Below are 26,622 nucleotides of genomic sequence, written 5' to 3'. Positions count from 1 at the left end.
GCGCGCCGGTAAAATCGGACACGCGGGCACCCGGCGGGCCGCAGTATCTCCCACCGCGCCGGCGATATCGACCTAGGATCGTGGAGTTATGACCAATCCGTTGGGTAGTCCGAATCGCAATCGGCCCGGCTTGCCGACGCCGCCGTCGGGGTGGCCGGTCGCCTCGTATCCGACCTACGCCGAGGCACAGCGAGCGGTCGACTATCTGGCCGACAACCAGTTCCCGGTGGAGAACATGACCATCGTGGGTGTGGATCTGATGCAGGTCGAGCGGGTGCTGGGCCGGCTCACCTGGGGCAAGGTCGTCGGCGGCGGCATGGTGTCGGGCGCCTGGCTGGGCTTGTTCCTGGGGTTGCTGCTGAGCCTGTTCACCACCGGCGGGGTGATCGGCCCGCTGGTGGTCGGCCTGGTGGGCGGCATCATCTTCGGGCTCATCTCGGCGGTGATCCCGTACGCGGCGACGCGCGGAACCCGCGATTTCGCCTCCACCATGCAATTGGTCGCGGGCCGTTACGACGTGCTGTGCGATCCGAAGGCGGCGGAGCAGGCGCGGGACATGCTCTCGCGGTTGGCGTTGTAGCCGCTCGTACCCCAGCGTGGCGACTGCGGCTGTGACGTGGTCGTCCGGACCGGGTGTGGCACGGTAGGACCATGGAGATCGATCAGGTACGTACCGCGGTGCTGTCGCACTTCGGCATCCCGCGCACCGGTTCGGGGTTCGATACGACGCGCTTCGATTCGGCGTCGGTGACCTTTCTGGGGCTGGAACCGATCGAGATCCTGCGTATTCCGGACACCGATTTCGTGCATTACGTCACCTTCGGCGGTTCTCGTCATCCGATGACCGATTCCGCTGCCGCCCTCGCCGATCCGGTGCGGGGTCCGCGCGCGGAGCTGGTGCTGACGTTGCGTGGCGGCGCCGGGGTGCAAGCCGGAATTCCCCGGGGACTGGGCGTGCTGATCGCGGCTCCCGCTGTGGAAGGCGTTGTGCTGCAAGAGGATGCGCTACTGGACCTCGGTGAGCCACTGTGGCGCAACGCTCCTTTCACCGCTGTGCTGCTGGGACCCGCGGATATCGCCGAGGTGCCGTTGCCCGATCCGGCCGATCCGGTGCAGTTCTTCGCGGTCGCGCCGATTACCGCGACCGAGGCCGCATGGGTACGCGTTCGCGGTGCCTCCGCGCTGCGTGAGGCGTGGTCGGAGGCGGGGATCGATGTGCGCGATCCGCATCGGTCGGCGGCGAACCTGTAGGCGAACCGTCACAACCATTTGTTGCGGCGCAGCGCGATGAACAGCGCACTGCAGATCACCAGGATGATGATCCACACCACTCCGTAACCGTAGGTCCACGACAGTTCGGGCATGTGCTCGAAGTTCATGCCGTAGATGCCGGCGATCATGGTGGGGACCGCCGCCATCGCGGCCCAGGCGGAGATCTTGCGCATATCGGTGTTCTGTTGCACGCTCACCTTCGCCAGCGCCGCGTTGATCAGGGCACTGAGCGCCTCGTCGAAATCGCTGATCCGCTCGGCGACGGCGGTGTGATGGTCGGCGACATCGCGCAGATATCGCCGAACCTCCTTGGGGACCGGTAATTCCGAGCTGCGGCTGAGCAGTTGCAGCGGCATCGCCAGTGGGTTCACCGCGCGCCGCAATTCGACGACCTCTCGTTTGAGCTGATAGATGGCTTCGATCGTGACTCTGCTCTTGGGGGTGAAAACCTCTTCCTCCATGGCGGCCACATCGTCTTCGATCGATTCGGTGACCAGCAGGTAGGTGTCGACCACGTGGTCGGCGACGGCATGCAGCACGGCGGCGGGGCCCAGCGCCAGCCGCTGGGGACGATGTTCCATCAGCTCGCGCACCGTGGTGAGGGCGGTGTGCTCGCCGTGCCGGACGGTGACCACGAAATCCGGGCCCATGAAGATCATGATTTCGCCGGTCTGCACGATCTCGCTGACCGTGTTCTGCTCGTGTTCCAGGTATTTCACGGTCCGCAACACCAGGAACAGGATGTCGTCGTAGCGCTCGAGTTTGGGGCGCTGGTGGGCGTGGACGGCATCCTCGACGGCCAGTTCGTGCAGCTGGAAGATCCGCCCGATCTCTGCCATCTGCGCCTCGTCGGGTGCATGCAGGCCGACCCAGACGAAACCGCGGTGTTGCTCGCGGACCTGGTTCAGCGCCTCCGTCGGTGTCGGCCGCCCGGGCTGCCGTTCCCCGTCGACGTACACCCCGCAGTCGACCAGTGCGTCTGTGGTGGAAACCGGGACTCGGGGCAACTGCGCCCTCCGCCCGGACCGCCCGGAACCGCGGAACGGAGGAAACGCCGGTACGGAAGGCACCAGCGGGATGTTAGCGGCCGGAGCGACGGGCCCGCAGGAGGAAGCGCGCGTCACCACGGAGGGACCCGCGTAGGCCGCCATTCGACAGAGCCGGAGCGATGGGCCCGCAGGAGGTAGCGCGCGGGTTCCGGCAAGATGGATCGTGTGCGCATCGACCTCCACACTCATTCGACCGCGTCCGACGGCACCGATACTCCCGGCGGGTTGATGCGGGCTGCCGCGGCGGCGGGGCTGGATGTGGTGGCGATCACCGATCACGACACGACGGGTGGTTGGGACGAGGCGGTTGCCGCGTTGCCGGCCGGGCTGCGGCTGGTTCGCGGTATGGAGATGTCGTGTGTCGGGCTGGGTGAGGACGGGTGGCCGGTGCCGGTGCATCTACTGGCCTATCTGTTCGACCCGTCGGATGCCGCGTTCGCGGCCGAGCGGGAGCGGTTGCGCGCCGAGCGGGTGGCGCGGGTGCGTGCGATGGCGGAGCGAATGGCCGCCGACGGCTTGCCGGTGGATCCGGAGGCGGTGCTCGCTGCGGCGGGACCGGCAGCGGGCCGGCCGCATCTGGCGCGCGCTCTGGTCGATGCGGGGGTGGTCCCGACGGTCGGGGATGCGTTCACCGAGTTGCTGGCGCCCCGCGGCCGTTACTACACGGAGAAGGCCGATACACCGTTGCGGCGCGCGGTCGAGCTGGTGGCCGCTGCGGGCGGGGTCACGGTGGTGGCGCACGCGCGGGCGCGAACCCGTGGCCGGTTGCTGGCTCTGGACGAGATTCGTGAGCTGGCCGGGCACGGCCTCGGTGGTCTGGAGGTCGACCATCCCGATCACATCGAGTCCGATCGCGCGGTGCTGCGCGATCTGGCGCGCGAGCTGGATCTGATCACCACCGGGTCCTCGGACTATCACGGCGCGGACAAACCGGTCGGGCCGGGTGAATGCACCACGGATCCGGCGCAATTCGAGCGTCTGCTGGACAAGGCGAGTGGTGTCGCGGTGATCGGCTCGTGAGAGTGGTGCGCGCGGTCAGTGGCACCGTCGCGGCGGGACTGGTGGTGCTGGCGCTGGTGGTGTCCGGCGCCGCGATGCTGGGTGCGGACCGTGGATTTCCCGGTCCTGGGGGTAGCTCCGTGGGCTGGCATATCGGAATTGCGGTGCTAGCGTTAGGCGCCCAGATATTCTCCGATCGAAGACGAGGATTTCCGGCATTTTTAGGATCACTCATCGTGTTCGTGGCGGCAGGTTATCTATTGGTTACGCAATGGTGGAATTAACCGTTTCGGCCGGATGAATTTCGGTGCGCTCCGCGTTCCTGTCTCGAATCGCCGCGGGATGCCCCACTGGCCCGGCGGAGTGTCCTTCGCAGCCAGGAGATGTGCCGGAGCCGTCGACCGGTGCCGAACAGTCCGACGGACTCCGGATGCCGCGGTCGGCTGCTGCCGGGTGGATCTCCGGTGCTGGGGCGGGGCTCACATCGGAACCCGCACGGTGATGTGACTGTTCACCGTGGCTGCCGTGTGAGCGCGAGTTTCCCCTTACGTCCAGGTAATTCGTGGCCCCTACCATCAGGTGATGGCCACACGTATCAGATCTCGGGACCGTCCACCGCGGAGGATTTGGCAACCGCCTGTCCGTACTGGCAGAATGTTGCGGATCCCCGGCCGACGCCACCGCCCGGCCCGGGACGGTTGGTGAGCTTCGGTTCGTGACGCACTGCTCCGAGCTGCGGGTCACCCCACAGCCTTACCCGGACCACCCGTCCGGTTTTCTCGCTCGATGGATTGCGCGGCCGCGCCCGCAATGAGGCGGACGTGTCGGCAGTGCCGGCCGGATGGCTTGCCGCGATGAAATTGCTCAACAGCATTGCGTCGCCTGCGCACGCCTGGTCGACGCACGTCGTTCGAATTCCTAAATACCTTTTATGCAAATACCCGGCGGTAACCGTGAGCCGGTTCAGCCCTGACCGAGCAGGAGTGAAATCGTGTCATCTGTGACTGACGCACCGAATGCCACTACAGCGAGCCGTGAAACCGATACGACCGACCTGTCCGCTATCACTCACGAGGAAATTTTCGCCGGCCATCTCGGTGGCAAACTTTCGGTGGAATTGTCCGCGCCGCTGGATACCCAGCGTGACCTGTCCATCGCCTACACCCCGGGCGTCGCGCAGGTGAGTCGCGCCATCCACGCCGACGAGGCGTTGACCAAGCGCTACACCTGGACCGACCGCCTGGTGGTCGTGGTCAGTGACGGCACCGCCGTGCTCGGCCTCGGTGATATCGGCCCGCGCGCGTCGCTGCCGGTGATGGAGGGCAAGGCCGCGCTGTTCAAGAAGTTCGCCGGTCTGGACTCCATTCCGATCGTGCTCGACACCAAGGATGTCGACGAGATCGTGGAGACCCTGGTGCGTCTGCGCCCGAGTTTCGGTGCGGTGAACCTCGAGGACATCTCCGCGCCGCGCTGCTTCGAGATCGAGAAGCGCGTGGTGGAGGCGCTGGACTGCCCCGTGATGCACGACGACCAGCACGGCACCGCGATCGTGGTGCTCGCGGCGCTCAATGGTGCGGCGAAGGTGCAGGGCCGTGAGATCGGCGATCTGAAGGTCGTGGTGTCGGGCGCGGGTGCCGCCGGTGTGGCGTGCACCAACATTCTGCTGGCGGCCGGTGTGTCCGATGTGGTGGTGCTGGATTCGCGCGGCGTCGTCGGCCGTGACCGCACCGACCTCAACGAGGTGAAGGCCGATCTGGCCCAGCGCACCAACCCGCGTCAGGTGAGCGGCGGTGCCGCGGACGCGATGGCGGGAGCCGATGTGTTCCTGGGTCTGTCGGCGGGCACGGTCGCCGAGGAGTTGATCGCGTCGATGGCGCCGGAGTCGATCGTGTTCGCGATGTCGAACCCGGATCCGGAGATCCACCCCGAGGTCGCGCATCGCTATGCGTCGATCGTGGCGACCGGGCGCAGTGACTTCCCGAACCAGATCAACAACGTGCTCGCCTTCCCGGGCGTGTTCAAGGGCGCACTGGATGCGGGGGCGCGGCGGATCACCGAGGGCATGAAGGTTGCTGCGGCCGAGGCGATCTTCGGTGTGGTTGCCGACGAACTCGCGCCGGACAAGATCATCCCGAGCCCGCTGGACCCGCGGGTGGCTCCGGCGGTCGCCGAGGCGGTCGCAGCCGTCGCCCGTGCCGAAGGCGTTGTCTGACGGCGAAGATTTGCACGTGAGGGCGCCCGGTGGACAGCACCGGGCGCCCTCGCCGTAGCACCGGCGCATCGAGTCCGGATGCGGTGCACGGTATCCGGATGCGGTGCATTCGAGCACCGGTCTCGCGCCTACGATTCGGGTGCCGGAACTGGCCCATCGGCCGCCGGCGGTGTTTTGCCGACCAACGGGAGTGGGAGTCGCGGGATGAGACTGGCCGGATCGGTGCGCGCGACGGCCCGCGCCGTGCTCGTGGTGTCCGTCGTGGCGGTGGTGGCGGCGTGTGCGAGCGGTCCGGGCGCGCCGACGATCACCGTCGGCGCCGGTGATTCGGTGCAATCGGAGGTACTCGCCGAAATCTATGCTCAGGCACTGGCCCGCTCCGGGACGTCCGCGGTCACCCGCAAACATCTCGGGAAGCGCGCCGATTACCTGGCGGCGCTCGATGCGGGCACGATCACCGTCGTCGCCGACACCAGTGGTGATCTGCTGACGACTTTCGATTCGTCCTCGGCCGCGACGGCACCGGATCAGGACACCGCCACGGCGGTCGCCCAACAGCGGACCACGGCATCGGGCCCTGCGGCTGCCTCGCCGGCGGGGGCAGCCGCAGGGCCCGATGTGGTATCGGTCGCCGACGACCTGAGCCGGTCGGTTCCGGCCGGTCTGGCGGTATCCGATATCGCCGACGGCATCGATCTGCGCCCGCAGTTCGCACTGTCGCCGGCCGCCGCGACGCGTTATCCGGCCGATCTCGCGCATCTGGGGCCCGAATGCGCGCAACTATCGGTGGGCATCGCCACCGGTCACGAATTGGACCCGCTGCGCACTCCACCGGATCCGCGCCGCGATGTGCTCACACCGCTGCGTGAGGTCTACGGCTGCGACATCACCCGGCACACCGAATTCGACAGTGACGTCCAGTTGCGGCAGGCACTGCTCGACGGCCGGGTCGACGCCGGCGTGTTCACTTCCGCGGTGGGGCTGTTGCCCGGCGGTGCCGGGGATCTGGTGGTGGCCGGTGATCCCGAGTACGCCTTCCGGGCCCGCAATGTGATCCCGCTGCTGCGGCAGGGTGAGCTCGATCAGCAGCAGCTGAAGAAGCTGAACTATGTGGCCGGTGAGCTCACCACGGCCGAATTCACCGAAATCGTGCGGTCGGTGCGCGACGAGCACGCGTCGGCCGCGGACCTCGCGCGTGGGTGGCTGGACGCGCACTCCCTGTGACCGGCGGTCCGGTCGTCGCATATCGTTCATGATCAGGCTCGGTATCGAATCGGGCGTACAGTGCGAATAGATCACCCGAGTGCCCTGAGTGGGGGTCCGCATGGTCTTGGTCATTGCGTTGGGAGTGTTGGCCGCATTCTTGTTCGCGGCGGCCGGGTATCTCCAGCAACGCGCGGCAAGCACCGTGGTCGCCGAGCAGCCCCGGGCGGCCCGGGTCTTCGGCGTGACCACGCTGATGCAGCGCTTGCTGCGTAGCGGAACCTGGTTGCGCGGCTGGCTGACGAATCTGACGGGTTTCCTCACCCAGGCGGTGGCCCTGCATCTGGGGTCGGTCGCCGCGGTCCAGCCACTGATGTCGACACAGTTGCTGTTCGCGGTTCCGCTCGAGGCATTCGGACGTCGACGGCTGCCGCGCGGGCGGGACATCGTTTTCGCGCTGCTGGTGTGCGCCGGACTGGCCGTACTGTTCGGTGTCGGGGGTGTGGCGCCGCTGGAGGGCAGCCCGGATCGTGGCCGGGTCCTGCTCGCCACCTTTTCCGCACTCGGACTGGTGCTCGTGCTCGCCCTGACCAGTATCCGCTGCCCCATCTGGATCGCCGCCAACATGGTCGCGGTGGCCGCCGGTGTCTGCTTCGCGATGAGTGCGGTATTCATGAAACTGACCACCGAGGACCTGGTGAATCGCGGCATTCCGGCGACCGCGGTGGACTGGCCGGGGTATCTGCTGGCGGTGTCCACGCTGAGCGGGCTCGTGCTGGAACAGACGGCGTTCGCGGCCGGACCGCTGCCCTGGGCGATCGCGGCGATGAGTGTCACCAATCCCATCGTCAGCTACGTGGTCGGTGTGCTGGCCTTCCGGGTGGCCGTGCCACACGATGCGGGCTCGCTGGCGGCGGTGGCCGGTGCCGGTGCGCTGATCGCCGCGGGTATCGGCGGACTCGCTCATTCACCGCTGGCGCGGGCGTTCTACGCGCATAACAAGGCGATAACGGATGAATCGCCCAGCCTGATGTCGTAAAAGGTTGCGACGCATGTGTTATCACGGTTGTGTGGGCAATCCATCGCGACCGGTCCTGTGGCGGGACTGTGTGGTCGGGCTGGCCGTATTCGGGTTGTACCTCGCGGTGGATGCGCTGCATTCCCCAGCGCGCCGGGAACGGGCCGACCGCAATGCGCATTGGCTCTACGACATCGAGAAATGGCTCGGTATCGATGTCGAGCGGTCGCTCAACAGGTGGCTGGAATCCCGCGACCTGCTGGCCACGCTGGCCAACTACGAGTACGCGTTCACCTACATCATCAGTGCCTTCGCGCTGCTGTTCTGGCTGTATTTCCGCCGCCGCGCCGAGTACGCCCGCGCTCGCGATTCGTTCCTGTTGCTCAATGTCGCGGCGATCGCGTGCTTCGCGGTTTTCCCGGTCACCCCGCCGCGGCTGTTGCCGGAACTGGGCTTCACCGACACGGTCGTCGCCGGGCATACCTGGGGTTCGTGGGGTTCGTCGATGGTGTCGGGCGCCAATCAGCTGGCGGCGGTGCCGTCGTTGCACGTCGGCTGGGCATTGTGGGTGAGTGTGGTGCTGGCCCGGGTCGCCGGCGGCTGGATCGTGCAGCTGATCAGCGCGGTCCATGTCGGTGTGACCGCCTACGTGATCGTCGCGACCGCCAACCATTTCATCCTGGACGCGGTGATCGCGGCCGTGTTCGTACTGGTCAGCGTGCGGGTGGTGGACTACTGGTATGCCCGGCCGCCCGTGGTGCCGCCGGCGGACGCGTTCTTCCTGCATATCGAGAAATCCGGGATTCCGCAGCAGGTGGGCGGCATGGTCGTGTTCCGCCCCCGCGAGGACGGCGGACCGACCCTCGCGGAGGTGCGCGACCTGGTGCGCGGCGAATTGCGGCAGCTGCCGCGTTTTCGGCAGCGGCTGGAGCAGCCGGGACGGTGGCGTCGAGCGCGGTGGGTGGACAGCGACGTCGACTGGGACTGGCACGTGACCGAGCACCTGGTGAGCACACTCCCGGACGGGGAAGGCGGTCGTGGACCGGATCCGATCGATGCGGTGACCGGGCGGGTGGACGGGATCAGCCGGGTGGTGACCGAGCTGGCGGGCCAGCCCCTGCCGAAGGACCGGCCGCTGTGGCGCCTGGTACTCGTTCGCGATCCGGCCGACGGCGCGATCGGTGTGGTGCTGCTGCTGCATCATGTGGTCGCGGACGGTATCGGCACCGTGGTGCAGGCGCTGCGGCTGTTGCGGCCCACCATCGAACTGCCGGTGGCCGACCACACACCGCCGGGCCGCCTGACCACTGCCGCCGGGATCGCCACCGGCCTGGCGCAGCTGGCGGTGGATGCCCAGCCGAGCGGACGGTTGCCCGCCGACTGTGTGCGCCGTGTGTTCACGGTGTGTGGATTGGATCTGGAAACCGTTCGGGCGGTGGCTCGTTCGCATCAGGCACGGGTGACCGACGTATTGCTGGCGGTGACCGTCACCGTGCTGCAGCGCAGCCCGGGAGACCTGAACGAGCTACTGCGCGGCACGATGCGCGTGGCGGTGCCGCTGATGGTGCGTGATCCGTCCTCGGGCGCCGAGGGGAATTCGACTGCCGCGGTGATGATGGATGTACCGCTGGACGCGCCGAGCCCGGCCCGGCTGCTCGACGATATCCGTGCCCGCAGTGACCGGTTGCATTCCGGAACCCGGGCGCTCGCCTCACATTTCGTGATGTCGCAGGTGTTGCGGCTGTTCCCGGAGCCGCTCGTGGGTGTCTTCGCCCGATCGGTGTACGGCGGGCGGTTCTTCCACACCATCGTGTCGAATATGGCGGGCCCGGAAATCTCGATGACCTTCTCGAATATGCCTATCACCCAGGTGTTTCCGATCCTGCCCGCGGCGCCGGGCGTGCCCTTGGTGGCCGGGGTGCTGAGCTGGAACGGCGAGCTGGGCATCGGACTGTCGGTGGATCCGGCACTGCTCGATGCGACGGCCGTGGCGGCGCAGTTGCCGGGGGTGCTGGCCGAACTCGCCGATACCCCGATCGTCGCCGATAAACACCCCTAGGGCCGATCCGCCGAGTACTCTGCGATGAGTTGATCACGGAGCCGACTCGTCATCCGAGGGAGGCCGGACATGTTCGATCGCAGCATCGCGGCGAAAGTGTTCGCGGCATGTGTACTCACCGCCATGGTGGCTACCGGCGCGGCGTGCGGCAGTGACGATTCCGATACCTCGTCGAAGACCGCGTCCGCCACGTCCTCCGGCACCGCCGCCGATCCGGCAGCGCAGCAGGTGACCGTGAACTTCGAGCGCTTCTTCGACGGCGCAACCCCGGCGGATCAGAAGATCGACCTGCTGGAAGACGGTCCCGCCTTCGCCGAGACCATCAATGCCCAGGCCGACTCGCCGATGGCGAAATCGGCGACGGCGAAGGTCACCGATATCTCGGATCTCGGCCGCGAGCACGCGAACGTGACCTTCGACGTGCTGTTCAACGGCCAGCCCGCGTTGTCCGGTCAGCAGGGGGCAGCGGTCCTGATCGACGGCACCTGGAAGGTGGCCTCGGAGACGTTCTGCGCGCTGCTCACCTTGCAGGGGGCCGCGCCCCCGGTCTGCGGTACCGCGTCGGCGACCCCCGCGCCCGGCACCCCCAGGCCTGCCCAGGGTGAGCCGAGCGCGAGTCCTGCGCCGGGACAACCGAGCGCGAGTCCTGCTCCCGGAGAGCCGGGTGCGAGTCCTGCGCCCGACACCCCGGAGGTGAATCCGGCACCGCAGACACCCGAAGTCGTCCCGGCGCCGTAGCGCCGAGCCACCATGCCCGGGAACGGGGAACGGCCGGGTTCCACGCGGCGCTATGTGGCCCTGGCCGTGGTGACAGCGGTCCTGTTCGTCACCTTCCTCGACACCACGATCGTCAGCGTCGCCCTCGGAGATATCCAGTCCGATGTCCACGCCGGCGTGGTGTCGTTGCAATGGGTGGTCAACGCCTACACCCTGGTCTTCGCGAGCCTCATGCTCACCGCCGGAACCCTCGGTGACCGGTGGGGGCGTAAGCGGGTGATGGTCGGCGGGCTGGTGGTGTTCTGCCTCGGATCGGTGCTGGCCGCTGTCGCCGGCGGGGTGTCGATGCTGATCGCGGGGCGGGCGGTGATGGGGGTGGGTGCCGCCGCCTCGGAACCGGGCACCCTGTCGGTGATCAGGCATATCTTCCCCGACCGCGGTGCACGGGCGAAGGCGCTGGGCGCGTGGGCGGCGGTGTCCGGGTTGGCGCTCGCATTGGGGCCGGTGATCGGCGGCGTGCTGGTGGGTGCCTTCGGCTGGCGGTCGATCTTCTGGTTCAACCTGATCGTGGGTGTCGTGGTGCTGGTGGCCGCGCTGGTGTTCGTTCCCGACAGTGCCGACCCCCAGCCGGGGCCGGTCGACTGGGCGGGGTTCGTGCTGGGGGCCACTTTCCTCGGGTGCGTGATCTATGCGGCCATCTCGGGGGAGCAGGTGGGGTATTCGGCGGCCTCGGTGATCACGCTGTTCGTGATCGGTGCGGTCGCATTCGTGGCTTTCCTGGTGGTCGAGATGCGTGCGGCCAACCCGATGTTCGATTTCCGTTATCTGGAGCGGCCGCTGGTGCGCAGTGCGTTGGTGGTCGCCTTCGCCGTGTACTTCGGCATCTTTTCGATCTTCTTCTTCACCGCGCTGTATCTGCAGGTGGTGGTGGGTTATTCGGGCTGGCGCACCGCGGCGGTCTTCGGTCCGATGGCCGCGACCATCATCCTCGGCTCGTTGCTGTCCGGTTTCTGGGTGGCCCTGCGGGGCTCCCGCACACCGATGATCGCGGGTTGCGTGCTCGGGGCGGCCGGAATTCTGCTGACCCGTCACTTCCTCGGTATCACGGTCGAATTCACGCCACTCGCGCTGGCCCTGATGGTGGCGGGGTTCGGCTTCGGCATCGCGGTGGTGCCGTTGACTTCGGCCGTGCTGTCCGGTGTTCCGGCCGAACATTCCGGGATGGCGGCGGCGGCCACCAACACCATGCGGCAGGTCGGCGCGGTGGTCGGGGTGGCGGCGCTGGGGTCGCTGGTCAATTCCTACCTCAACTCCGATCTGCGGGATCGCCTGCAGCAGATCGGGGTTCCCGCCAACTTCCAGGCGATCGTGATCGACGCGATCGAAACCGGCAGCGTGCCTACCGGTGGGGATGCTGCTGCCTCGGCCGCTTACGGGCCCATCGTCGATCGGGTCATCCACGCCACCTACGAGGCCTTCCAGCGTGGGCTCGGGGTCGCCCTGCTGGTGTCGGCGATTCTGATTCTGGTCGCCGCCGTGGTGACGGTGCTGTGGTTGCCGCGGGGCGGGGATCGCGCGGGGTATGTGCACGAGGAGCGAACCGCCTGATCCGGCCGACCTGCCGAACCGGTCCGGGCCGGCAGTGCGGTCGAACCGGCTCAGGTCGGCAGTGCCGTTTCCGCCCCGGCGTCATCCGCTGCAGCGGCCCCGGCATCGCCGGTGGCGACCGCGTCGGACAACCACTGGGTGAGGCCCGGGTGCATCGCCAGCGCGGGGAGGGCGCCGACAAGGGTGTCGATCAGCGCCTCGCGGCCGATCGCCTCCTCGCGCAACCAGATCAGCGTCGTCTCCTCCACGAAGGCGATCCAGCCGCGAAAGACCAGGCGCAGCCGGGGCAATTCCGGATCGTCGCCGGCCAGCGGGGTTTCGGTGAGGATCCGGTCGACGATGGCGTCGCGGGTCGCGTCGGCGAGGCCGAGTAGTTCCGGGCTGCCGCTCGCGGGGCCGCGCAGCAGGCCCTGATAGGAGATGCGGTTCTCGCTGACGTAGTCGACATAGCGCTCGACCGAATCACGCAGCATCTCGAGCAGCCCGAGGCTGCGATCGGGGAGGGTGCGGGCCAGTAGTTCCTCGTTCGCGCGGCGCACGATCGCCCGCTGGAAGTCCTGCTTGGAAGCGAAGTAGTGGAACAGCAGTCCCCGTGAGATACCGGCTTGCCGGGCGATGTCGCCGATGGAGACGTCCTCGAGAGTGCGATCGCGCAGCATCGTCACACCGAGGGATATCAGCTGTTCACGGCGTTCTGCCGGACTCAGCCGCACCCTTTTGGTGCCGGAACCGTTCGCACTCACGTAGCCCATACTACTGAACGTCAGTCAATACTGTTGACTCACGCTCAATAGGACCGTAGGCTCTATTACATGAGTCGTAGGGTTACAGACACTAGCCGCGGTGGTGGAAACCGTGGCGACAGCGCTCGCGGCGACGAGGCCGCTCGCCATGTCCACACGTTGATCGTCGGCAGTGGCTTCTCCGGGCTCGGGCTCGCGATCCGGCTGAGTCAGCAGGGTCGCGACGACTATCTGGTGCTGGAGCGGGGCGGCGATGTCGGTGGCACCTGGCGCGACAACACCTATCCGGGTGCGGCCTGTGATGTGCCCTCTCAGCTCTACTCGTACTCGTTCGCCCTGAATCCCGGCTGGTCGCGGTCGTTCTCCAAGCAGCCCGAGATCCAGTCCTACATCCAGGGGGTGGCAGATCGCTACGGTGTGCGCGACAAGCATGTCTTCGACTGTGAGATGACCTCCGCGCGGTGGGACGACGCGCAGGCGCGCTGGCAGGTGCAGACCAGCCGCGGCGCGTTCACCGCCGACATTCTGGTTTCCGCCGTCGGTGCGTTGTGTGAGCCGAATCTGCCGGATATCAAGGGCATCAACGATTTTCAGGGGCAGCTGTTCCACTCCGCCCGTTGGGATCACGAGTCGGACCTGGCCGGTAAGCGGGTGGCGGTGATCGGTACCGGTGCCTCGGCAATTCAGATCGTGCCCTCGATCGCGCCGAAGGTCGCCCACCTCGATGTCTACCAGCGCACCGCGCCCTGGTTGCTGCCCCGATTCGACCGCGAATACACGCTGCCCGAGCGGCTGGCGTTCAAATACGTTCCGGGCGTACAGAAGCTGTCGCGTGCGGCCATCTACGCCGCGCGCGAGACCCAGGTCGTCGGCCTGGCGAAGTTCCCGCCGGCGATGCTCGCATTCGAGGGACTGGCCCGGCTCAAGCTCCGCAGCGAGGTGCCGGACGCGGAACTACGCGCGAAGGTCACCCCGAATTTCCGTATCGGCTGCAAGCGGATGTTGATCTCCAACGAGTACTACCCTGCCCTCGGTCGCGACAATGTCGATGTGGTCACCGACGGAATTCGTGAAATCCGCCCGAATTCCATCGTCACCGCCGACGGCACCGAACGCGAGATCGATGCGCTGGTCGTGGCGACCGGATTCCACGTCACCGATTCGCCGGTGTACGACACCGTCACCGGCCGGGACGGGCGCACCCTCACCGAACTCTTCGACGAGGTCGGGCAGCAGGGGTACAAGGGTGCGGCGATCCGCAACTTCCCGAATATGTTCTTCCTGCTCGGCCCCAATGTAGGCCTGGGCCATACTTCGATGGTGTACATGATCGAATCGCAGATCAATTACATCGCCGACGCGATCGACACCGTCGGGCGGCGTGGACTACGTACCGTCGAGGTACGAAAAGATGTGCAGGAGAAATACAACCGCGAGCTCCAGGACAAGATGGCGAATTCGGTGTGGCTCAACGGCGGCTGCGCCAGCTGGTATCTGGACAAGCACGGAAACAACACCACGCTGTGGCCCGATTTCACCTTCCGCTTCCGGAAGTTGCTGGAGAAATTCGACGTGGCGGCGTATGAGACGACTCGAACGACAGACGGGGCCGCACGGCCCGAATCGAAAGCGGTGGCAGCACAGTGAGCAATGACGCGTACTTCACGGGCAAGGTCTGTGTGATCACGGGCGCCGGGTCGGGTATCGGCCGGGCGCTGGCCGAGAATCTGGCCCGCCGCGGTGCCAAACTCGCACTCTCCGATATTGATACCGACGGCCTGGCCGAAACCGTCCGCCGGGTCGAGGCGCTGGGCGCGCAGGTCAAATCGGATCGGCTGAATGTGGCCGAACGGGAGACGGTGCTGCTCTATGCCGATGCGGTGCACAAGCATTTCGGTGTCGTCCACCAGATCTACAACAATGCCGGAATCGCCTTCCACGGTGAGGTGAACGAGTCCCGGTTCAAGGACTTCGAGCGCATCATGGATGTCGATTTCTGGGGAGTCGTCAACGGCACCAAGGCATTCCTTCCGTTCCTCATCGAATCCGGCGACGGCCACGTGATCAACGTGTCGAGTCTGTTCGGTCTGATCGCGGTGCCGGGGCAGAGCGCGTACAACGCGGCGAAGTTCGCGGTACGCGGCTTCACCGAATCGCTGCGCCAGGAAATGCTCGGCCGCAAGCAGCCGGTCAAGGTCACCTGTGTCCATCCGGGTGGTATCAAGACCGCCGTAGCCCGCAACGCCACCTACGCCGAGGGGCTCGACGCGAACAAGTTGTCGTCGTTCTTCGACAAGCAGCTCGCCCTGCACACGCCGGAGATGGCGGCGCAGACCATCACCGAAGGGGTGGGCAAGGGGCACGCCCGGGTGCTGATCGGCTGGGAGGCGAAGGCGCTGGATCTGTTCGTCCGCACCACCGGTTCCTATTATCAGCGCATCGCGAACATCGTCAACAGTCGCTTCCTGCCGTGAGTCGCGCGTGAATCTGTCTGTGATGCCTGATTTTCCAGCCTCGTGGCTGCCCTCGCTACCGCTGCCGCTGGCTCGGGCCGTACTGCACCCGATGTTCCGGTATTCGATGAACAGCCGGCTCCCCTGGGCGCTCCAGCGGAAGTTGCTCGATTCCGGTGCGGTGCTGCAGGCGGTGCCGGCCGGGACCCGAGTGCACCGGATGCGGTTGGCCGGGCGGCCCGCCGAGCGGGTGAGCGCGGGGACGGCAGCGGGCCCCGGAGCAGTGTTGTACCTGCACGGTGGCGGATACACCATCGGATCCCCGGCGACCCATCGGTCGCTCGCGGGATGGCTGGCGCGCGAGACCGGCTGCCCGATCTATGTGCCCGATTACCGGCTGGCGCCCGAACATCCTTATCCGGCTGCTCTCGACGATGCCGAGGCGGCATTCCTGGAACTGGTTTCCACCGGACTGTTGCCGCGGGAGATCGCGGTGGCGGGAGATTCGGCCGGGGGTGGGCTCGCGCTCGCGCTGGCGTTGCGGTTGCGTGATCGCCACGGCATCGTGCCCGCGGCACTCGGCCTGATCGCGCCGTGGGCCGATCCGAACGAACTCGCGGAACGCGACCGCGATCTGGTGATCAATGCGGCGTGGTCGCGGTCGTGCGCGGCCGCCTACCTCGGTGGCGCTGATCCGCTGGACGTCGGCTACGCGCCGCTGCTCGGCGATCTGCGCGGGCTGCCCACCACCTATATTCAAGCGGACTCCGGTGAACTGCTGCACGCCCAGTGCGTGCGTCTGGCCGCCGCGCTGCGCACCGCCGAGGTGCCGGTCCACTTCTCGGTGACCGATGGCCTGTGGCATGTTGCGCAGGCGCAGGCGTCGCTGGTGCGCCCGGCCGGGGCCGCCGCACGCGAACTCGGACGGTTCCTCGGCGAATCGCTGCAACCAGCGCAAACCGGGTCCATAGGATAGAAGCCGGGCGGGCGTGTTTCGACGCTCCGTACCCGGGTCGGGGCGCCGACCGGACGGGTGGACGGAACGCGCCGCTGCGGCTGGCGTAAATTACTGGCGAGTAGACCACGTGGAAGGGCACCGATGCGAGAGTTCGAAGTCCCGGCTACCTACACCATCCCCGAAGACGCCAATATGTCTGACGGCGCCTTCCGGCATGCCGAGCGCACGCCCGGCCTGGTGGTGTTCAACAAGCCGGACGGCAAGGGCGGCTGGACAGACGTCACCGCGGCAGAGTTCGCGACCGACGTCACCGCGGTGGCCAAGGGGCTGATCGCGTCCGGCATCGAACTCGGGGACCGGGTCGCGATCCTGGCCGCCACCCGCTACGAGTGGGTCGTGCTCGACTTCGCCATCTGGGCTGCCGGCGGTTGCACGGTCGCGATCTTCGACAGTTCCTCCGCCGAGCAGGCACGCTGGATTCTCTCCGACTCCGGCACCAAGCTGATCATCGTCGAGAACGCCAAGCACCGCGCCACCATCGCCGAGATCGAGGACGGCCTGCCGGAGCTGGGCGAGCCACTGGTGATCGACGACGGCGCCATCGCCACCCTCGTCGAGCGCGGCGCCGGCCTGGAGGATGCCGCGGTGCACGAGCGCCGCAAGCAGGTCAAGGCCGCCTCCCCGGCATCGTTGATCTACACCTCCGGCACTACCGGCCGGCCCAAGGGCGTCATGCTCTCGCATGCCAATCTCTACGCCGAGTCGGCTGCCGACCGCGCCGCCATGCCGCAGTTCCTGAAGGCCGGGCATCGCTCGCTGCTGTTCCTGCCACTGGCGCACGTCTTCGCCCGCGCCGTCGCGCTGGCCGCGTTCGACGCCGGGGTCACCGTGGCTCACACCGCGGACTGGTCGACGCTGGTCGATCAGTTCGGCGAGTACAAGCCCGACTTCATCCTCTCGGTGCCGCGGGTATTCGAGAAGGTGTTCAACGGTGCCAAGCAGAAGGCGCACGACGGCGGCAAGGGCAAGATCTTCGATCTCGCCGCGGACACCGCGGTGGAGTACAGCCGGGCGCTGGACTCGGGCGGCCCGAATCTGGTGCTGAAGCTCAAGCACACCGTCTTCGACAAGCTGGTGTACAGCAAGCTGCGCGAGGCGATGGGCGGGCGCTGTAAGTCCGCGGTCTCCGGCGGTGGTCCGCTGGGGGAGCGGCTCGGCCACTTCTTCCGCGGTATCGGCGTCACCATCTACGAGGGCTACGGCCTGACCGAGTCCACCGCCGCGGTGTCGGTGAACACTCCCGAGCACCTGAAGGTCGGCTCGGTGGGCCGTCCGCTCGGCGGCCATGCCGCCAAGGTGGCCGACGACGGCGAATTGCTGCTGCGCGGCCCGGTGCTGTTCAGCGGCTACTGGAACAATCCGGCCGCCACCGAGGAAGCCTTCGCCGACGGCTGGTTCAAGACCGGTGATCTGGGCTCCATCGACGAGCAGGGCTTCATCACCATCACCGGCCGCAAGAAGGAAATCATCGTCACCGCCGGTGGTAAGAACGTCTCACCCGGGATGCTCGAGGATTCACTGCGCGCACACCCGCTGATCAGCCAGGTCATGGTGGTCGGCGACAGCCGCCCGTTCGTCGGCGCACTGGTGACGCTGGATCCGGAGGCGGTTCCGGGCTGGAAGTCGCGCAACAACGTGCCCGAGGACACCCCGATCGAGAAGCTCATCGAGCTGCCCGAACTGGTCGCCGATATCGACAAGGCGGTCAAGGAGACCAACAAGCTGGTCTCGCATGCGGAGGCGATCAAGAAGATCCGCATCCTGTCGGTCGACTGGACCGAGGAGACCGGGGAGCTGACCCCCAAGATGTCGCTCAAGCGCAACGTGGTCATGAAGAACTACGCCGACGAGGTCGAAGCGATCTACGGCTGAGCCACGCACACGGTCTGCGGGCCCGTCTTCCCCAGTGGAGGACGGGCCCGCAGTGTCCGTGGTGGACGGATGCGGGTGTAGGCGAGGCGGCGCCGGGCATTACCGATCCGGGCCCGATGATTTTCCGTCGCGGTTCCCGTCCCATATGTGGGTGCCGTGGCCGCCGGCCGCGGGCCTCATCGATTCCGCAGGAGGCAACCGTGAAATCAGCAACCGCGTATCTGACCTTCGACGGCAACGCCGAGGAGGCATTCACCTTCTATCGGTCCGCGCTCGGCGGCGAACTGCAGCTGGTCCGCTACGGCGATATGGGCGGCGGCAGCGGTGACCTGCCCGCCGACGTCGCACAGCGCGTCGCCAATGCCGCCCTGACCTGGCGAGAAGACCAGATGATCATGGGCTCGGATTGCCCACCCGACCAGACGGTCGACCACACCAACCCCGCCTACAGCGTGTGCCTGGATGTCGACGACCGCGCCGAAGCCGACCGCATGTTCACAGCCCTGTCCGACGGCGGCCAGGTGACGATGCCATTGGACAAGACCGAATGGGCCGCCGCATTCGGCATGGTCACCGACAAATTCTCCATCCCGTGGATGATCAACCTGTACGGCGGCGAATAAACACGGCTGGTCGAGGAGTCAGCCGACGGGGCCTTCGGTCAGGGGGGTCGGCGCTGACTGGGTCTGGCCGGTGGGGGTGGTCCAGGTGAGGGTGATGGTGTCGCCTGGATGGTGTTGGTCCATGGCGTGGGTGAGGGTGGTGGCGGAGTCGATGGCGGTGTCGTCGAGCTTGGTGATCACGTCGCCGGGGGTGAGGCCGGCCGCTTCGGCGGGGCCGCCGGTGACCACACCGCGGATCAGGGCCCCGGTGCCGTCGGCGTCGCTCATGGTGATGCCGAGGAATGCGGCATCGCCGATGTGGACGCGGTCGGAGCCGGTTCCGGACTGGATCTGCTCGGCCACCGAGATCGCCTTGTTGATCGGGATGGCGAAGCCCTGTCCGCCGCCGGTACCGAGCCGGAAGCCTTGGGAGGCCGCGGTGTTCACGCCGATCACCTCACCCGAGCTGTTGATCAGTGGACCGCCGGAATCGCCGGGCTGGATATTGGCTGCCACCTGGATCAGGCCGGTCAGCTGTTCGGAGGCGCCGGCCGACTCGTCGCTGGCGGTGATGGACCGGTCGAGGGCGGTCACCTTTCCGGCTGCGCCGGTGGGTGTTCCGGTGCCACCCGCATTGCCGACGCCGACGATATCGTCGCCGACCTTCACGGTGTCCGAATCGCCGAGCGGTGCGGTCTCCAGGTCGGAGGCGCCCTGCAGTTTCACGACGGCGAGATCGTCCTGCCGGTCGAAGCCGGCGACCGCGCCGCTGTAGGTGCGCCCGTTGCCGAGATCGGTGACCGAGATGTCGGTGGCACCTTCGACCACGTGATTGTTGGTGAGGACCGTGCCGTCGGAGCCGATCACGATGCCGGTTCCGGCGCCCGAGCTGCCCTGCATACCCATCTCGGTATTCACCACGACGAGGCCGGGAACGACCGCATTGGCCGCCTGCTCCAGGGCTGTCGAGGAGGCCTGGGCGTCGATCGGCTGGGTAGCCGGCGCGTGCCCTTGGCCCAGTGGGGAGAGCGAACTCGGGCCGTGCCCGTCGATGCGCGATCCGACCAGCCCGATGGTCAGCGCGATCACCGCGACCACCGCAGCCACCAAGCCGAAGGTCAGGCGGTGGGCAGGGGAGGTGCCGCGGCCGGAACCGCCGGGGCGCGCACCGTATGTGCCCGGGTGTGAACCGCCGAACTGTGACTCGTGTCCGCCCGGGTGTGGGCCGTACCCACCGGGCTGTGGTCCGTATGCGCCGTAGGTGCCCGAGTACGGGCCGTAGCCGCCAGGGCCTGAGCCGTAGCCGCCCGGACCCGAGCCGTACGCGCCCGGGCCCGGGCTGTACCCATCCGCACCCGAGCCATATGCACCGGGCTGCGGGCTGTACCCGCCGGTCCCCGGCCCCTGCGCGTCCTGCTGCCGCCCGTATGCCTCGGCGGCGGATCCGTCACCGTACGGCCGTGGCTCGTCCGTGCCGGCCTGGGAGTCCTGCGCTCCGGATTGTGGACCGTATGCCCCCGACCGAGGTTCGTACGGTTCGCGCTCCTGTGCATCGTCCTGGTTCGGATTCACGAGCATCACGTCCTGTTCGTTCACATCCTGTGTGTCGACGGACCCGGCTGCGGTGATTCGGATCCTGTATCAATTAAGCGCGCGATTCCTGAGAACCGCCTGGGTGCCGGCCGTGGAACTGCCCACGTGCGCCGGATCACGGCGCCGGGAAATGGCGAAAGGCCCGCCCGAACAGGCAGTTCGGGCGGGCCTATGCGGCAGATAACGATCGGATCAGCCGGCGACGTCGGCTTTCGCCTTCTCCGCATCCGGCTCGGCGCCCGGCTGCTTCGCATGGGAGATGAACAGCGCCGAGGCAACCACGCCGATCAGCAGGATCGCACCGGGCAGAATCATCGACTGGCCCAGCGCGGTACTGAACTTGTCGATGATCTGTTCCGGAATGGGGCCCATCCCGGCGCCACCGCCCTCACCGAACTGGCCACCGGCCAAACCCTGGGCCGACATCCGGGACGACACCAGGGCCGCGATCGTCGCACTACCCAGGACCGAGCCGACCTGGCGCATGGTGTTGTACACGCCCGCGCCCGCACCGGCCTGATGCACAGGCAGATTGTGTGTCGCGGTCGTGGCCAGCGGCGCCCAGATGCAGGAGTTGGACAGGCCGGCGACTCCGGCGATGATCAGGATCACCACGATCGGGCTGTCCGGTTTCATCAGCGCGCCGAAGCCGAACACGGTGATCGCGAAGCCCGCGAAGCCCAGTGTCGGCAGCACCCGCGGCGGCATCCGATCGGAGATCTTGCCGATGATCGGTGCGGTGAAGCCGGTGACGATTGCCATCGGGGCCAGCACCAACGCGGCACGAGTCGGCGAGTATTCGCGCACCGCCTCCAGGTAGAAGTACATCGGCACCATCAGGGCGGTGACTGCCGCGCCCATGGCGGCGATCGCGACACTCGACATGGAGAAGTTGCGGTCGCGGAACAGGCTCATCGGCACCAGCGGTTCTTCGGTGTTGCGTGCCTGGTTGACCACGAACAGGCCGAGCACCACGATGCCGGCGATGATCATCGCCCAGATCCAGCCGTCCCAATCACGCGTGTTGCCTTCCTGAATGCCGAACACCAGCAGGAACATGCCGGCGCCGCTGAGGATCACGCCCACGATGTCGAACTTGTGCTGATGGGTTTCCAGATTCGGCACCAGCCATACGGCGAGTACGAAGGCCACGATGCCGACGGGCACGTTGATGTAGAAGATCCAGTTCCAGCCCTGCCAGTCGACCAGTACACCGCCGAGAATCGGGCCGACCAGTGTGGCCAGACCGGCCACACCGCCCCACAGGCCCATGGCCGCGCCACGCTTGTCCGGCGGGAAGGTGCGGGTGATGACGGCCATGGTCTGCGGCGTCATCAGTGCCGCGCCCAGGCCCTGGACGGCGCGGGCGGCGATCAGCATCTCGACCGTGCCCGACATCGCGCACCACAGCGAGGCGGCGGTGAACACGGCCAGACCGGCGAGATAGACGTTCTTGGGGCCGAACCGGTCACCGAGGCGGCCGGTGACCAGCAATGGCACCGCATAGGTGAGCAGATAGGCGCTGGTGACCCAGATGACCTTGTTCATATCGGTGTGCAAGTCCTGCAGGATCGCCGGATTGGCCACCGCGACGATGGTCATATCCAGCAGGATCATGAAGAACCCGACCACCAGCGCGGTGAGCGCCAGCCACGGATTTCTTTGGGTTGTCATAAATCGTTCCTGTTCCGGGCCTCGGCCGACGGGTGCGACCGAGGGGTGATGTCTGTGAAACGCTGCGAGCGGCCCGAGTTCACGTGCTCGGCCGATGGTCGGCGGTCCGCACACCGCCGTTGCGTATGTCGGCGAGGACCTCGTCGGGGAGTGCCGCGCCCCAGTCGTGACCGAGATCACCGTCCCTCGTGGGGCAACGGGATCCCTCCTCGTCGAATTCCCCCCACGGCAGCGAACCGTCGCGGAGTTCGTCGACGAGACCGCGCAGCCAGTCGGCTTCACCGGTCGTCTGGGCGTGCAGGAATTCGACGACCATCCAGTAGCGGCGCGGCACACCGTGCGAACTGGTCCATTGACGGATGGCGTCGAACTCGGCGATGTCTTCGTCCAGCAGGGCGATGCGTTCGGTGAGCAGTGCGACCACCTCGTCGGCGGGCAGATTGTGCGCTTCTGCCAGGGCGACGGGGAAGATCGGATACTCGCGGATCGGCCGGCGGATGATCTCGGAGATGCGGTGCCGCAACGCTGCGGTACCCGCCTCGGTGATGCGGTAGGTGGTGCGCTCGGGCCGGTTACCCGCGCGCTCGGTGCTCTCGGGACGGACCAGGTCTTGTTCGGCCAGTCGCGTCACCGTGTGATAGAGCGAGCCGGGACGGATCTTGATCAGCGCGTCTTCCCGGCGTTTGAGCGTCAGTTGATACATCTCGTACGGATGCATCGGCGCTTCCTCCAGCAGCGCCAGTACCGCGATCGCCATCGGCGTCAACGTGGCACCCGGCTGCTTTCCCATCGACTTCGGCTCCCTTCATCGAATGCCGGGGACGCTACTCGCGCGCGCCGACATAGTCCTCATCAAATATTCCACGCCGAATATACGGCGTGGAAGTAGATGGCGGCAAGTGTGTACCACCACTTCGACGAGCGAAGGAGCCCGAATGTGACGAACGCCGGGCCGGGACTCACTCTCGTGGAGTGGGTCCCGGCCCGGCGTGAGGTCAGGCGGTGCGGATCGGACGACCCGCACAACTCTGGCGACTAGGCGGTCGGTGCGAACGCCTCGTCGACGATCTCCTGCTGTTCCACCGCATGCACCTTCGACGAACCCGAGGACGGGGCCGACATGACGCGGCGGGAGATGCGGCGCAGCTTGCCGAACCGATCCGGCAGGATATCCGGCAGGTTCAGGCCGAAGAACGGCCAGGCACCCTGGTTGGCCGGCTCCTCCTGCACCCAGGCCACATCGGTGGCGTTGGGGTAGGTGGCCAGCTTCTCGTTGAGCCGGTAGGTCGGGATCGGGTACAGCTGCTCCACCCGGACGATCGCGATATCGTCGCGGTTCTTCTTGGCCTTCTCCGCGGCCAGCTCGTAGTAGAGCTTGCCGCTGGTCAGCAGCACCCGCTTGACCTTGCTGCGATCGCCGTCGCCGCTCTCGTAGGTCGGCTCCTCGAGCACCGAGCGGAACTTCGCGTCGGTGAAGTCCTCGATATTGGAGACCACGGCCTTGTTGCGCAGCATCGACTTCGGGGTGAAGACGATCAGCGGCCGGCGAATGCCGTCGAGCACGTGGCGGCGCAGCAGGTGGAAGTAGTTCGACGGAGTCGACGGAACCGCCACCGTCATCGAGCCCTCGGCGCACAACTGCAGGAACCGCTCGATGCGGCCCGAGGTGTGGTCGGGGCCCTGGCCTTCGTGGCCGTGCGGCAGCAGCAGTACGACCTCCGACAGCTGACCCCACTTGGCCTCGCCGGAGGAGATGAACTCGTCGATGATCGACTGCGCACCGTTGACGAAGTCGCCGAACTGCGCCTCCCAGAGCACCAGCGCATCCGGGTTACCCAGCGAATAGCCGTACTCGAATCCGACCGCGGCGAACTCGCTCAGCGCCGAGTCGTGGACCGCGAACCACCCCGGGTTCTCGCTGCCGATGTTGTGCAGCGGGGTGTACTCCGCACCGGACTTGCGATCGATGATCACCGAATGCCGCTGCGTGAAGGTGCCGCGACGCGAGTCCTGACCGGTCAGGCGGACCGCCCGGCCCTGATCTATGAGCGTGCCGAACGCCAGCAGTTCCGCGAAGGCCCAGTCGATCTTGCCCTCGTAGGCCATCTCCCGGCGCCGCTCCAGCACCGGCTTCACGCGCGGGTGCACGCTGAAACCGTCCGGCGTGCCGAGGAAGGCGTCGCCGATGCGCTGCAGTACCGACTTGTCGACGGCGGTGACCACCGTGCCGACGGTCTGCTCCAGCTCGACCGATTCGCTCGGCTCCGGCGGATACTTCTCCAACTCCCGGACCTCGTTGAACACCCGCTCCAGCTGGCCCTGGTAATCGCGCAGGGCGTCCTCGGCCTCCTTCATGGAGATGTCACCGCGGCCGATCAGGGCTTCGGTGTAGGACTTGCGGACGCTGCGCTTGGTGTCGATGACGTCGTACATGTACGGCTGGGTCATCGAGGGGTCGTCACCCTCGTTGTGGCCGCGGCGGCGGTAGCAGATCAGGTCGATGACCACGTCCTTGTGGAACCGCTCGCGATAGTCGGTCGCCAGTCGCGAAACCCAGGTGCAGGCCTCGGGATCGTCGCCGTTGACGTGGAAGATCGGCGCACCGATGAACTTCGCGATATCCGTCGAGTACTCGGTGGAGCGGCTGTTCTCGGGGGCGGTGGTGAACCCGATCTGGTTGTTGACCACGATGTGCACCGTGCCGCCGACCCGATAACCGCGCAGGTCGGACATGTTCAGCGTCTCGGCGACCACACCCTGGCCGGCGAAGGCCGCGTCACCGTGCAGCATCAGCGGCACGACCGAGAAGGTGCGCGCCTCCTCGCCCTTGGTGACCAGATCTTCCTTGGTGAGCAGATCCTGCTTCGCGCGGACCAGGCCCTCCAGCACCGGGTCGACGGCCTCGAGGTGGGACGGGTTGGCCGTCAGCGAGACCTCGATGTCGTTGTCGCCGAACATCTGGATGTAGGTGCCCTGCGCGCCGAGGTGGTACTTCACATCGCCCGAGCCGTGGGTGGCGGCCGGGTTCATATTGCCCTCGAACTCGGTGAAGATCTGCGAGTACGGCTTGCCGACGATATTGGCCAGCACATTCAACCGGCCGCGGTGCGGCATACCGATGACGACCTCGTCGAGTGCGTGCTCGGCGCACTGGTCGATCACCGCGTCCATCATCGGGATGACGGTTTCGGCGCCCTCGAGCGAGAACCGCTTCTGGCCGACGTACTTGGTCTGCAGGAAGGTCTCGAACGCCTCCGCGGCGTTCAGCCTGCTCAGAATGTACTTCTGCTGGGCTACGGTCGGCTTCGCGTGCTGCTGCTCGACCCGGTCCCGGATCCACTGCAGCTGCTCGGTGTCGAGGATGTGCGTGTACTCCACACCGACGTGACGGCAGTACGCATCACGCAGCACCGACAGCACATCGCGCAGCTTCATGCGCTCCTGGCCGTGGAAGCCGGCGACGTTGAACTCGCGGTCCAGATCCCACAGCGTCAGCCCGTGCGAAGTGACATCGAGGTCGGGGTGGCTGCGGAACTTGTCCTTGACCAGGCGCAGCGGATCGGTGTCGGCCATCAGGTGGCCGCGGGCACGGTAGGCGCCGATCAGTTCCTGCACGCGCACGCTCTTGTCGACGCCGCGTTCCTTGATGTCCTTGCGCCAGCGCACCGGCTCGTAGGGGACACCCATGCCGTGGAAGATCTCGTCGTAGAACTCGTCGGAGATCAGCAGGTTGTGGATGGTGCGCAGGAAGTCGCCCGATTCCGCGCCCTGGATGATGCGGTGATCGTAGGTGGAGGTCAGCGTCATCAGCTTGCCGACACCGATCTCGGCGAGCTGCTGATCGCTCATGCCCTGGAATTCGGCCGGGTACTCCATGGCGCCCGCACCGATGATCGCACCCTGGCCCGGCATCAGGCGCGGCACCGAGTGGTTGGTACCGATCGTGCCGGGGTTGGTCAGCGAGATGGTGACGCCGGAGAAGTCGTCGGCACCGAGTTTGCCGTCGCGGGCGCGGCGCACGATGTCCTCGTAGGCGCTGTGGAACTGCGCGAAGGACATGGTCTCGGTGTTCTTGATCGCCGCGACCACCAGGGTGCGGCTGCCGTCCTTGCCCTTGAGGTCGATGGCCAGGCCGAGGTTGGTGTGCGCGGGGGTGACCGAGTTCGGCTTGCCGTCGATCTCGGCGAAGTGGCGGTTCATGTTCGGGAACGACCCGATCGCCTGGACGATCGCGTAACCCAGCAGATGGGTGAACGAGATCTTGCCGCCCCGGGTGCGGGCGAGGTGGTTGTTGATGACCAGACGGTTGTCGATCATCAGTTTCGCCGGGATGGCCCGCACGCTGGTGGCGGTCGGGATGGTCAGCGACGACGACATGTTCCGGACGATGGCGGCAGCGGGCCCGCGCAGCACCTTCTTCTCGTCGGCGGACGGCTCGGCGGGCGCGCCCTTGGCGGGTGCGGCGTTGGAGGCGGGGGCGGGGGTGGTGCTGGCCTGAGGCTTGGCGGTGCGCGCCTGCGGCGGCGCGGC

Annotated in this window: 21 protein-coding genes; 14 read left to right on the top strand and 7 right to left on the bottom strand. The window is 67.0% G+C overall.

The annotated features are described in order from the left end of the window. Positions 1–88 precede the first annotated feature (88 nt). Both NV2_RS03755 and NV2_RS03750 read left to right on the top strand, forming a co-directional pair. Positions 89–580, top strand: coding sequence for a YflT domain-containing protein (locus NV2_RS03755; protein ID WP_067869418.1), 492 nt, complete (start codon positions 89–91; stop codon positions 578–580). 71 nt (positions 581–651) lie between these two features. Continuing rightward, positions 652–1,251, top strand: coding sequence for a suppressor of fused domain protein (locus NV2_RS03750; RefSeq protein ID WP_084473838.1), 600 nt, complete (start codon positions 652–654; stop codon positions 1,249–1,251). Between the two features lie 8 nt (positions 1,252–1,259). Here NV2_RS03750 and corA read toward each other — a convergent pair whose 3' ends face one another. After that, complete coding sequence (corA, locus tag NV2_RS03745; protein ID WP_067870268.1) at positions 1,260–2,342, bottom strand: magnesium/cobalt transporter CorA; 1,083 nt, start codon at positions 2,340–2,342, stop codon at positions 1,260–1,262. Between the two features lie 144 nt (positions 2,343–2,486). Between corA and NV2_RS03740 the strand changes: the two genes are divergently transcribed. Next, the gene (locus tag NV2_RS03740) at positions 2,487–3,341 is read left to right on the top strand and encodes a PHP domain-containing protein (protein WP_067870266.1); all 855 of its coding nucleotides are present in this window, start codon (positions 2,487–2,489) and stop codon (positions 3,339–3,341) included. A gap of 574 nt (positions 3,342–3,915) precedes the next feature. On the opposite strand, the gene NV2_RS03735 is transcribed toward NV2_RS03740, so the two are convergent. Next, the gene (locus tag NV2_RS03735; RefSeq protein ID WP_067869415.1) at positions 3,916–4,194 is read right to left on the bottom strand and encodes a hypothetical protein; all 279 of its coding nucleotides are present in this window, start codon (positions 4,192–4,194) and stop codon (positions 3,916–3,918) included. A gap of 117 nt (positions 4,195–4,311) precedes the next feature. On the opposite strand from NV2_RS03735, the gene NV2_RS03730 reads away from it, so the two are divergent. The 6 genes from NV2_RS03730 to NV2_RS03705 all read left to right on the top strand — a co-directional run bounded on the left by NV2_RS03730 (position 4,312) and on the right by NV2_RS03705 (position 12,137). Then, the gene (locus NV2_RS03730; protein WP_373863530.1) at positions 4,312–5,532 is read left to right on the top strand and encodes an NAD(P)-dependent malic enzyme; all 1,221 of its coding nucleotides are present in this window, start codon (positions 4,312–4,314) and stop codon (positions 5,530–5,532) included. 204 nt (positions 5,533–5,736) lie between these two features. After that, positions 5,737–6,756: a glycine betaine ABC transporter substrate-binding protein gene (locus NV2_RS03725; RefSeq protein WP_067869412.1), complete on the top strand. Its 1,020-nt coding sequence runs from the start codon at positions 5,737–5,739 to the stop codon at positions 6,754–6,756. Positions 6,757–6,856: 100 nt separating this feature from the next. Continuing rightward, positions 6,857–7,774, top strand: coding sequence for a DMT family transporter (locus tag NV2_RS03720; protein ID WP_157102731.1), 918 nt, complete (start codon positions 6,857–6,859; stop codon positions 7,772–7,774). A gap of 31 nt (positions 7,775–7,805) precedes the next feature. Then, positions 7,806–9,812 carry a bifunctional phosphatase PAP2/O-acyltransferase family protein gene (locus tag NV2_RS03715; protein ID WP_168436060.1) on the top strand — a complete coding sequence of 669 codons (2,007 nt, stop codon included), beginning with the start codon at positions 7,806–7,808 and terminating at the stop codon, positions 9,810–9,812. Between the two features lie 69 nt (positions 9,813–9,881). After that, positions 9,882–10,550, top strand: coding sequence for an MTB12 C-terminal domain-containing protein (locus NV2_RS03710; RefSeq protein WP_067869404.1), 669 nt, complete (start codon positions 9,882–9,884; stop codon positions 10,548–10,550). A gap of 12 nt (positions 10,551–10,562) precedes the next feature. After that, positions 10,563–12,137, top strand: coding sequence for an MFS transporter (locus NV2_RS03705; protein ID WP_067869401.1), 1,575 nt, complete (start codon positions 10,563–10,565; stop codon positions 12,135–12,137). A 50-nt stretch (positions 12,138–12,187) separates the two neighbouring features. Here the strand turns inward: NV2_RS03705 and NV2_RS03700 are convergent, their stop codons facing one another. Continuing rightward, positions 12,188–12,889, bottom strand: coding sequence for a TetR/AcrR family transcriptional regulator (locus NV2_RS03700; RefSeq protein ID WP_067869398.1), 702 nt, complete (start codon positions 12,887–12,889; stop codon positions 12,188–12,190). Between the two features lie 60 nt (positions 12,890–12,949). Here NV2_RS03700 and NV2_RS03695 point away from each other — a divergent pair, with 60 nt between their 5' ends. From NV2_RS03695 to NV2_RS03675, 5 genes are all read left to right on the top strand, one after another. Then, positions 12,950–14,527, top strand: a complete 1,578-nt coding sequence (locus NV2_RS03695; protein WP_084473828.1) for a flavin-containing monooxygenase — start codon at positions 12,950–12,952, stop codon at positions 14,525–14,527. Then, positions 14,524–15,354, top strand: coding sequence for an SDR family NAD(P)-dependent oxidoreductase (locus NV2_RS03690; protein ID WP_067869392.1), 831 nt, complete (start codon positions 14,524–14,526; stop codon positions 15,352–15,354). The genes NV2_RS03695 and NV2_RS03690 overlap by 4 nt, the downstream gene beginning before the upstream one ends. 22 nt (positions 15,355–15,376) lie before the next feature. Further along, entirely contained in the window at positions 15,377–16,309 is a 933-nt protein-coding gene (locus NV2_RS03685) for an alpha/beta hydrolase fold domain-containing protein (protein ID WP_067870262.1), read from the top strand. 123 nt (positions 16,310–16,432) lie between these two features. Then, positions 16,433–18,223 carry an AMP-dependent synthetase/ligase gene (locus tag NV2_RS03680; RefSeq protein WP_067869388.1) on the top strand — a complete coding sequence of 597 codons (1,791 nt, stop codon included), beginning with the start codon at positions 16,433–16,435 and terminating at the stop codon, positions 18,221–18,223. A gap of 200 nt (positions 18,224–18,423) precedes the next feature. Further along, entirely contained in the window at positions 18,424–18,846 is a 423-nt protein-coding gene (locus tag NV2_RS03675) for a VOC family protein (protein ID WP_067869385.1), read from the top strand. Positions 18,847–18,864: 18 nt separating this feature from the next. On the opposite strand, the gene NV2_RS03670 is transcribed toward NV2_RS03675, so the two are convergent. The 4 genes from NV2_RS03670 to NV2_RS03655 all read right to left on the bottom strand — a co-directional run. Beyond that, the gene (locus tag NV2_RS03670) at positions 18,865–20,421 is read right to left on the bottom strand and encodes a S1C family serine protease (protein WP_245662427.1); all 1,557 of its coding nucleotides are present in this window, start codon (positions 20,419–20,421) and stop codon (positions 18,865–18,867) included. A gap of 189 nt (positions 20,422–20,610) precedes the next feature. Beyond that, the gene (locus NV2_RS03665; RefSeq protein ID WP_067869381.1) at positions 20,611–22,092 is read right to left on the bottom strand and encodes a DHA2 family efflux MFS transporter permease subunit; all 1,482 of its coding nucleotides are present in this window, start codon (positions 22,090–22,092) and stop codon (positions 20,611–20,613) included. Positions 22,093–22,171: 79 nt separating this feature from the next. Continuing rightward, positions 22,172–22,882, bottom strand: a complete 711-nt coding sequence (locus NV2_RS03660; protein WP_067869378.1) for a PadR family transcriptional regulator — start codon at positions 22,880–22,882, stop codon at positions 22,172–22,174. A 245-nt stretch (positions 22,883–23,127) separates the two neighbouring features. Continuing rightward, positions 23,128–26,622 (bottom strand): multifunctional oxoglutarate decarboxylase/oxoglutarate dehydrogenase thiamine pyrophosphate-binding subunit/dihydrolipoyllysine-residue succinyltransferase subunit (locus tag NV2_RS03655; RefSeq protein ID WP_067869376.1); only part of this gene is annotated, 3,495 nt, incomplete at its 5' end.

Source organism: Nocardia vermiculata NBRC 100427 (genome assembly GCF_001613265.1).
Lineage (GTDB): Bacteria > Actinomycetota > Actinomycetes > Mycobacteriales > Mycobacteriaceae > Nocardia > Nocardia vermiculata.
Note: the sequence above shows the minus strand (reverse complement) of the source record. Positions and strands in the feature narration are given on the sequence as shown.

Excerpts from the sequence above, each read along its gene's own strand:
- NV2_RS03755 (WP_067869418.1), top strand. The coding sequence starts at position 89 with ATGACCAATCCGTTGGGTAGTCCGAATCGCAATCGGCCCGGCTTGCCG.
- NV2_RS03750 (WP_084473838.1), top strand. The coding sequence starts at position 652 with ATGGAGATCGATCAGGTACGTACCGCGGTGCTGTCGCACTTCGGCATC.
- NV2_RS03735 (WP_067869415.1), bottom strand. The coding sequence starts at position 4,194 with ATGCTGTTGAGCAATTTCATCGCGGCAAGCCATCCGGCCGGCACTGCC.
- NV2_RS03725 (WP_067869412.1), top strand. The coding sequence starts at position 5,737 with ATGAGACTGGCCGGATCGGTGCGCGCGACGGCCCGCGCCGTGCTCGTG.
- NV2_RS03720 (WP_157102731.1), top strand. The coding sequence starts at position 6,857 with ATGGTCTTGGTCATTGCGTTGGGAGTGTTGGCCGCATTCTTGTTCGCG.
- NV2_RS03710 (WP_067869404.1), top strand. The coding sequence starts at position 9,882 with ATGTTCGATCGCAGCATCGCGGCGAAAGTGTTCGCGGCATGTGTACTC.
- NV2_RS03705 (WP_067869401.1), top strand. The coding sequence starts at position 10,563 with ATGCCCGGGAACGGGGAACGGCCGGGTTCCACGCGGCGCTATGTGGCC.
- NV2_RS03700 (WP_067869398.1), bottom strand. The coding sequence starts at position 12,889 with ATGGGCTACGTGAGTGCGAACGGTTCCGGCACCAAAAGGGTGCGGCTG.
- NV2_RS03695 (WP_084473828.1), top strand. The coding sequence starts at position 12,950 with ATGAGTCGTAGGGTTACAGACACTAGCCGCGGTGGTGGAAACCGTGGC.
- NV2_RS03685 (WP_067870262.1), top strand. The coding sequence starts at position 15,377 with ATGCCTGATTTTCCAGCCTCGTGGCTGCCCTCGCTACCGCTGCCGCTG.
- NV2_RS03680 (WP_067869388.1), top strand. The coding sequence starts at position 16,433 with ATGCGAGAGTTCGAAGTCCCGGCTACCTACACCATCCCCGAAGACGCC.
- NV2_RS03665 (WP_067869381.1), bottom strand. The coding sequence starts at position 22,092 with ATGACAACCCAAAGAAATCCGTGGCTGGCGCTCACCGCGCTGGTGGTC.
- NV2_RS03660 (WP_067869378.1), bottom strand. The coding sequence starts at position 22,882 with ATGGGAAAGCAGCCGGGTGCCACGTTGACGCCGATGGCGATCGCGGTA.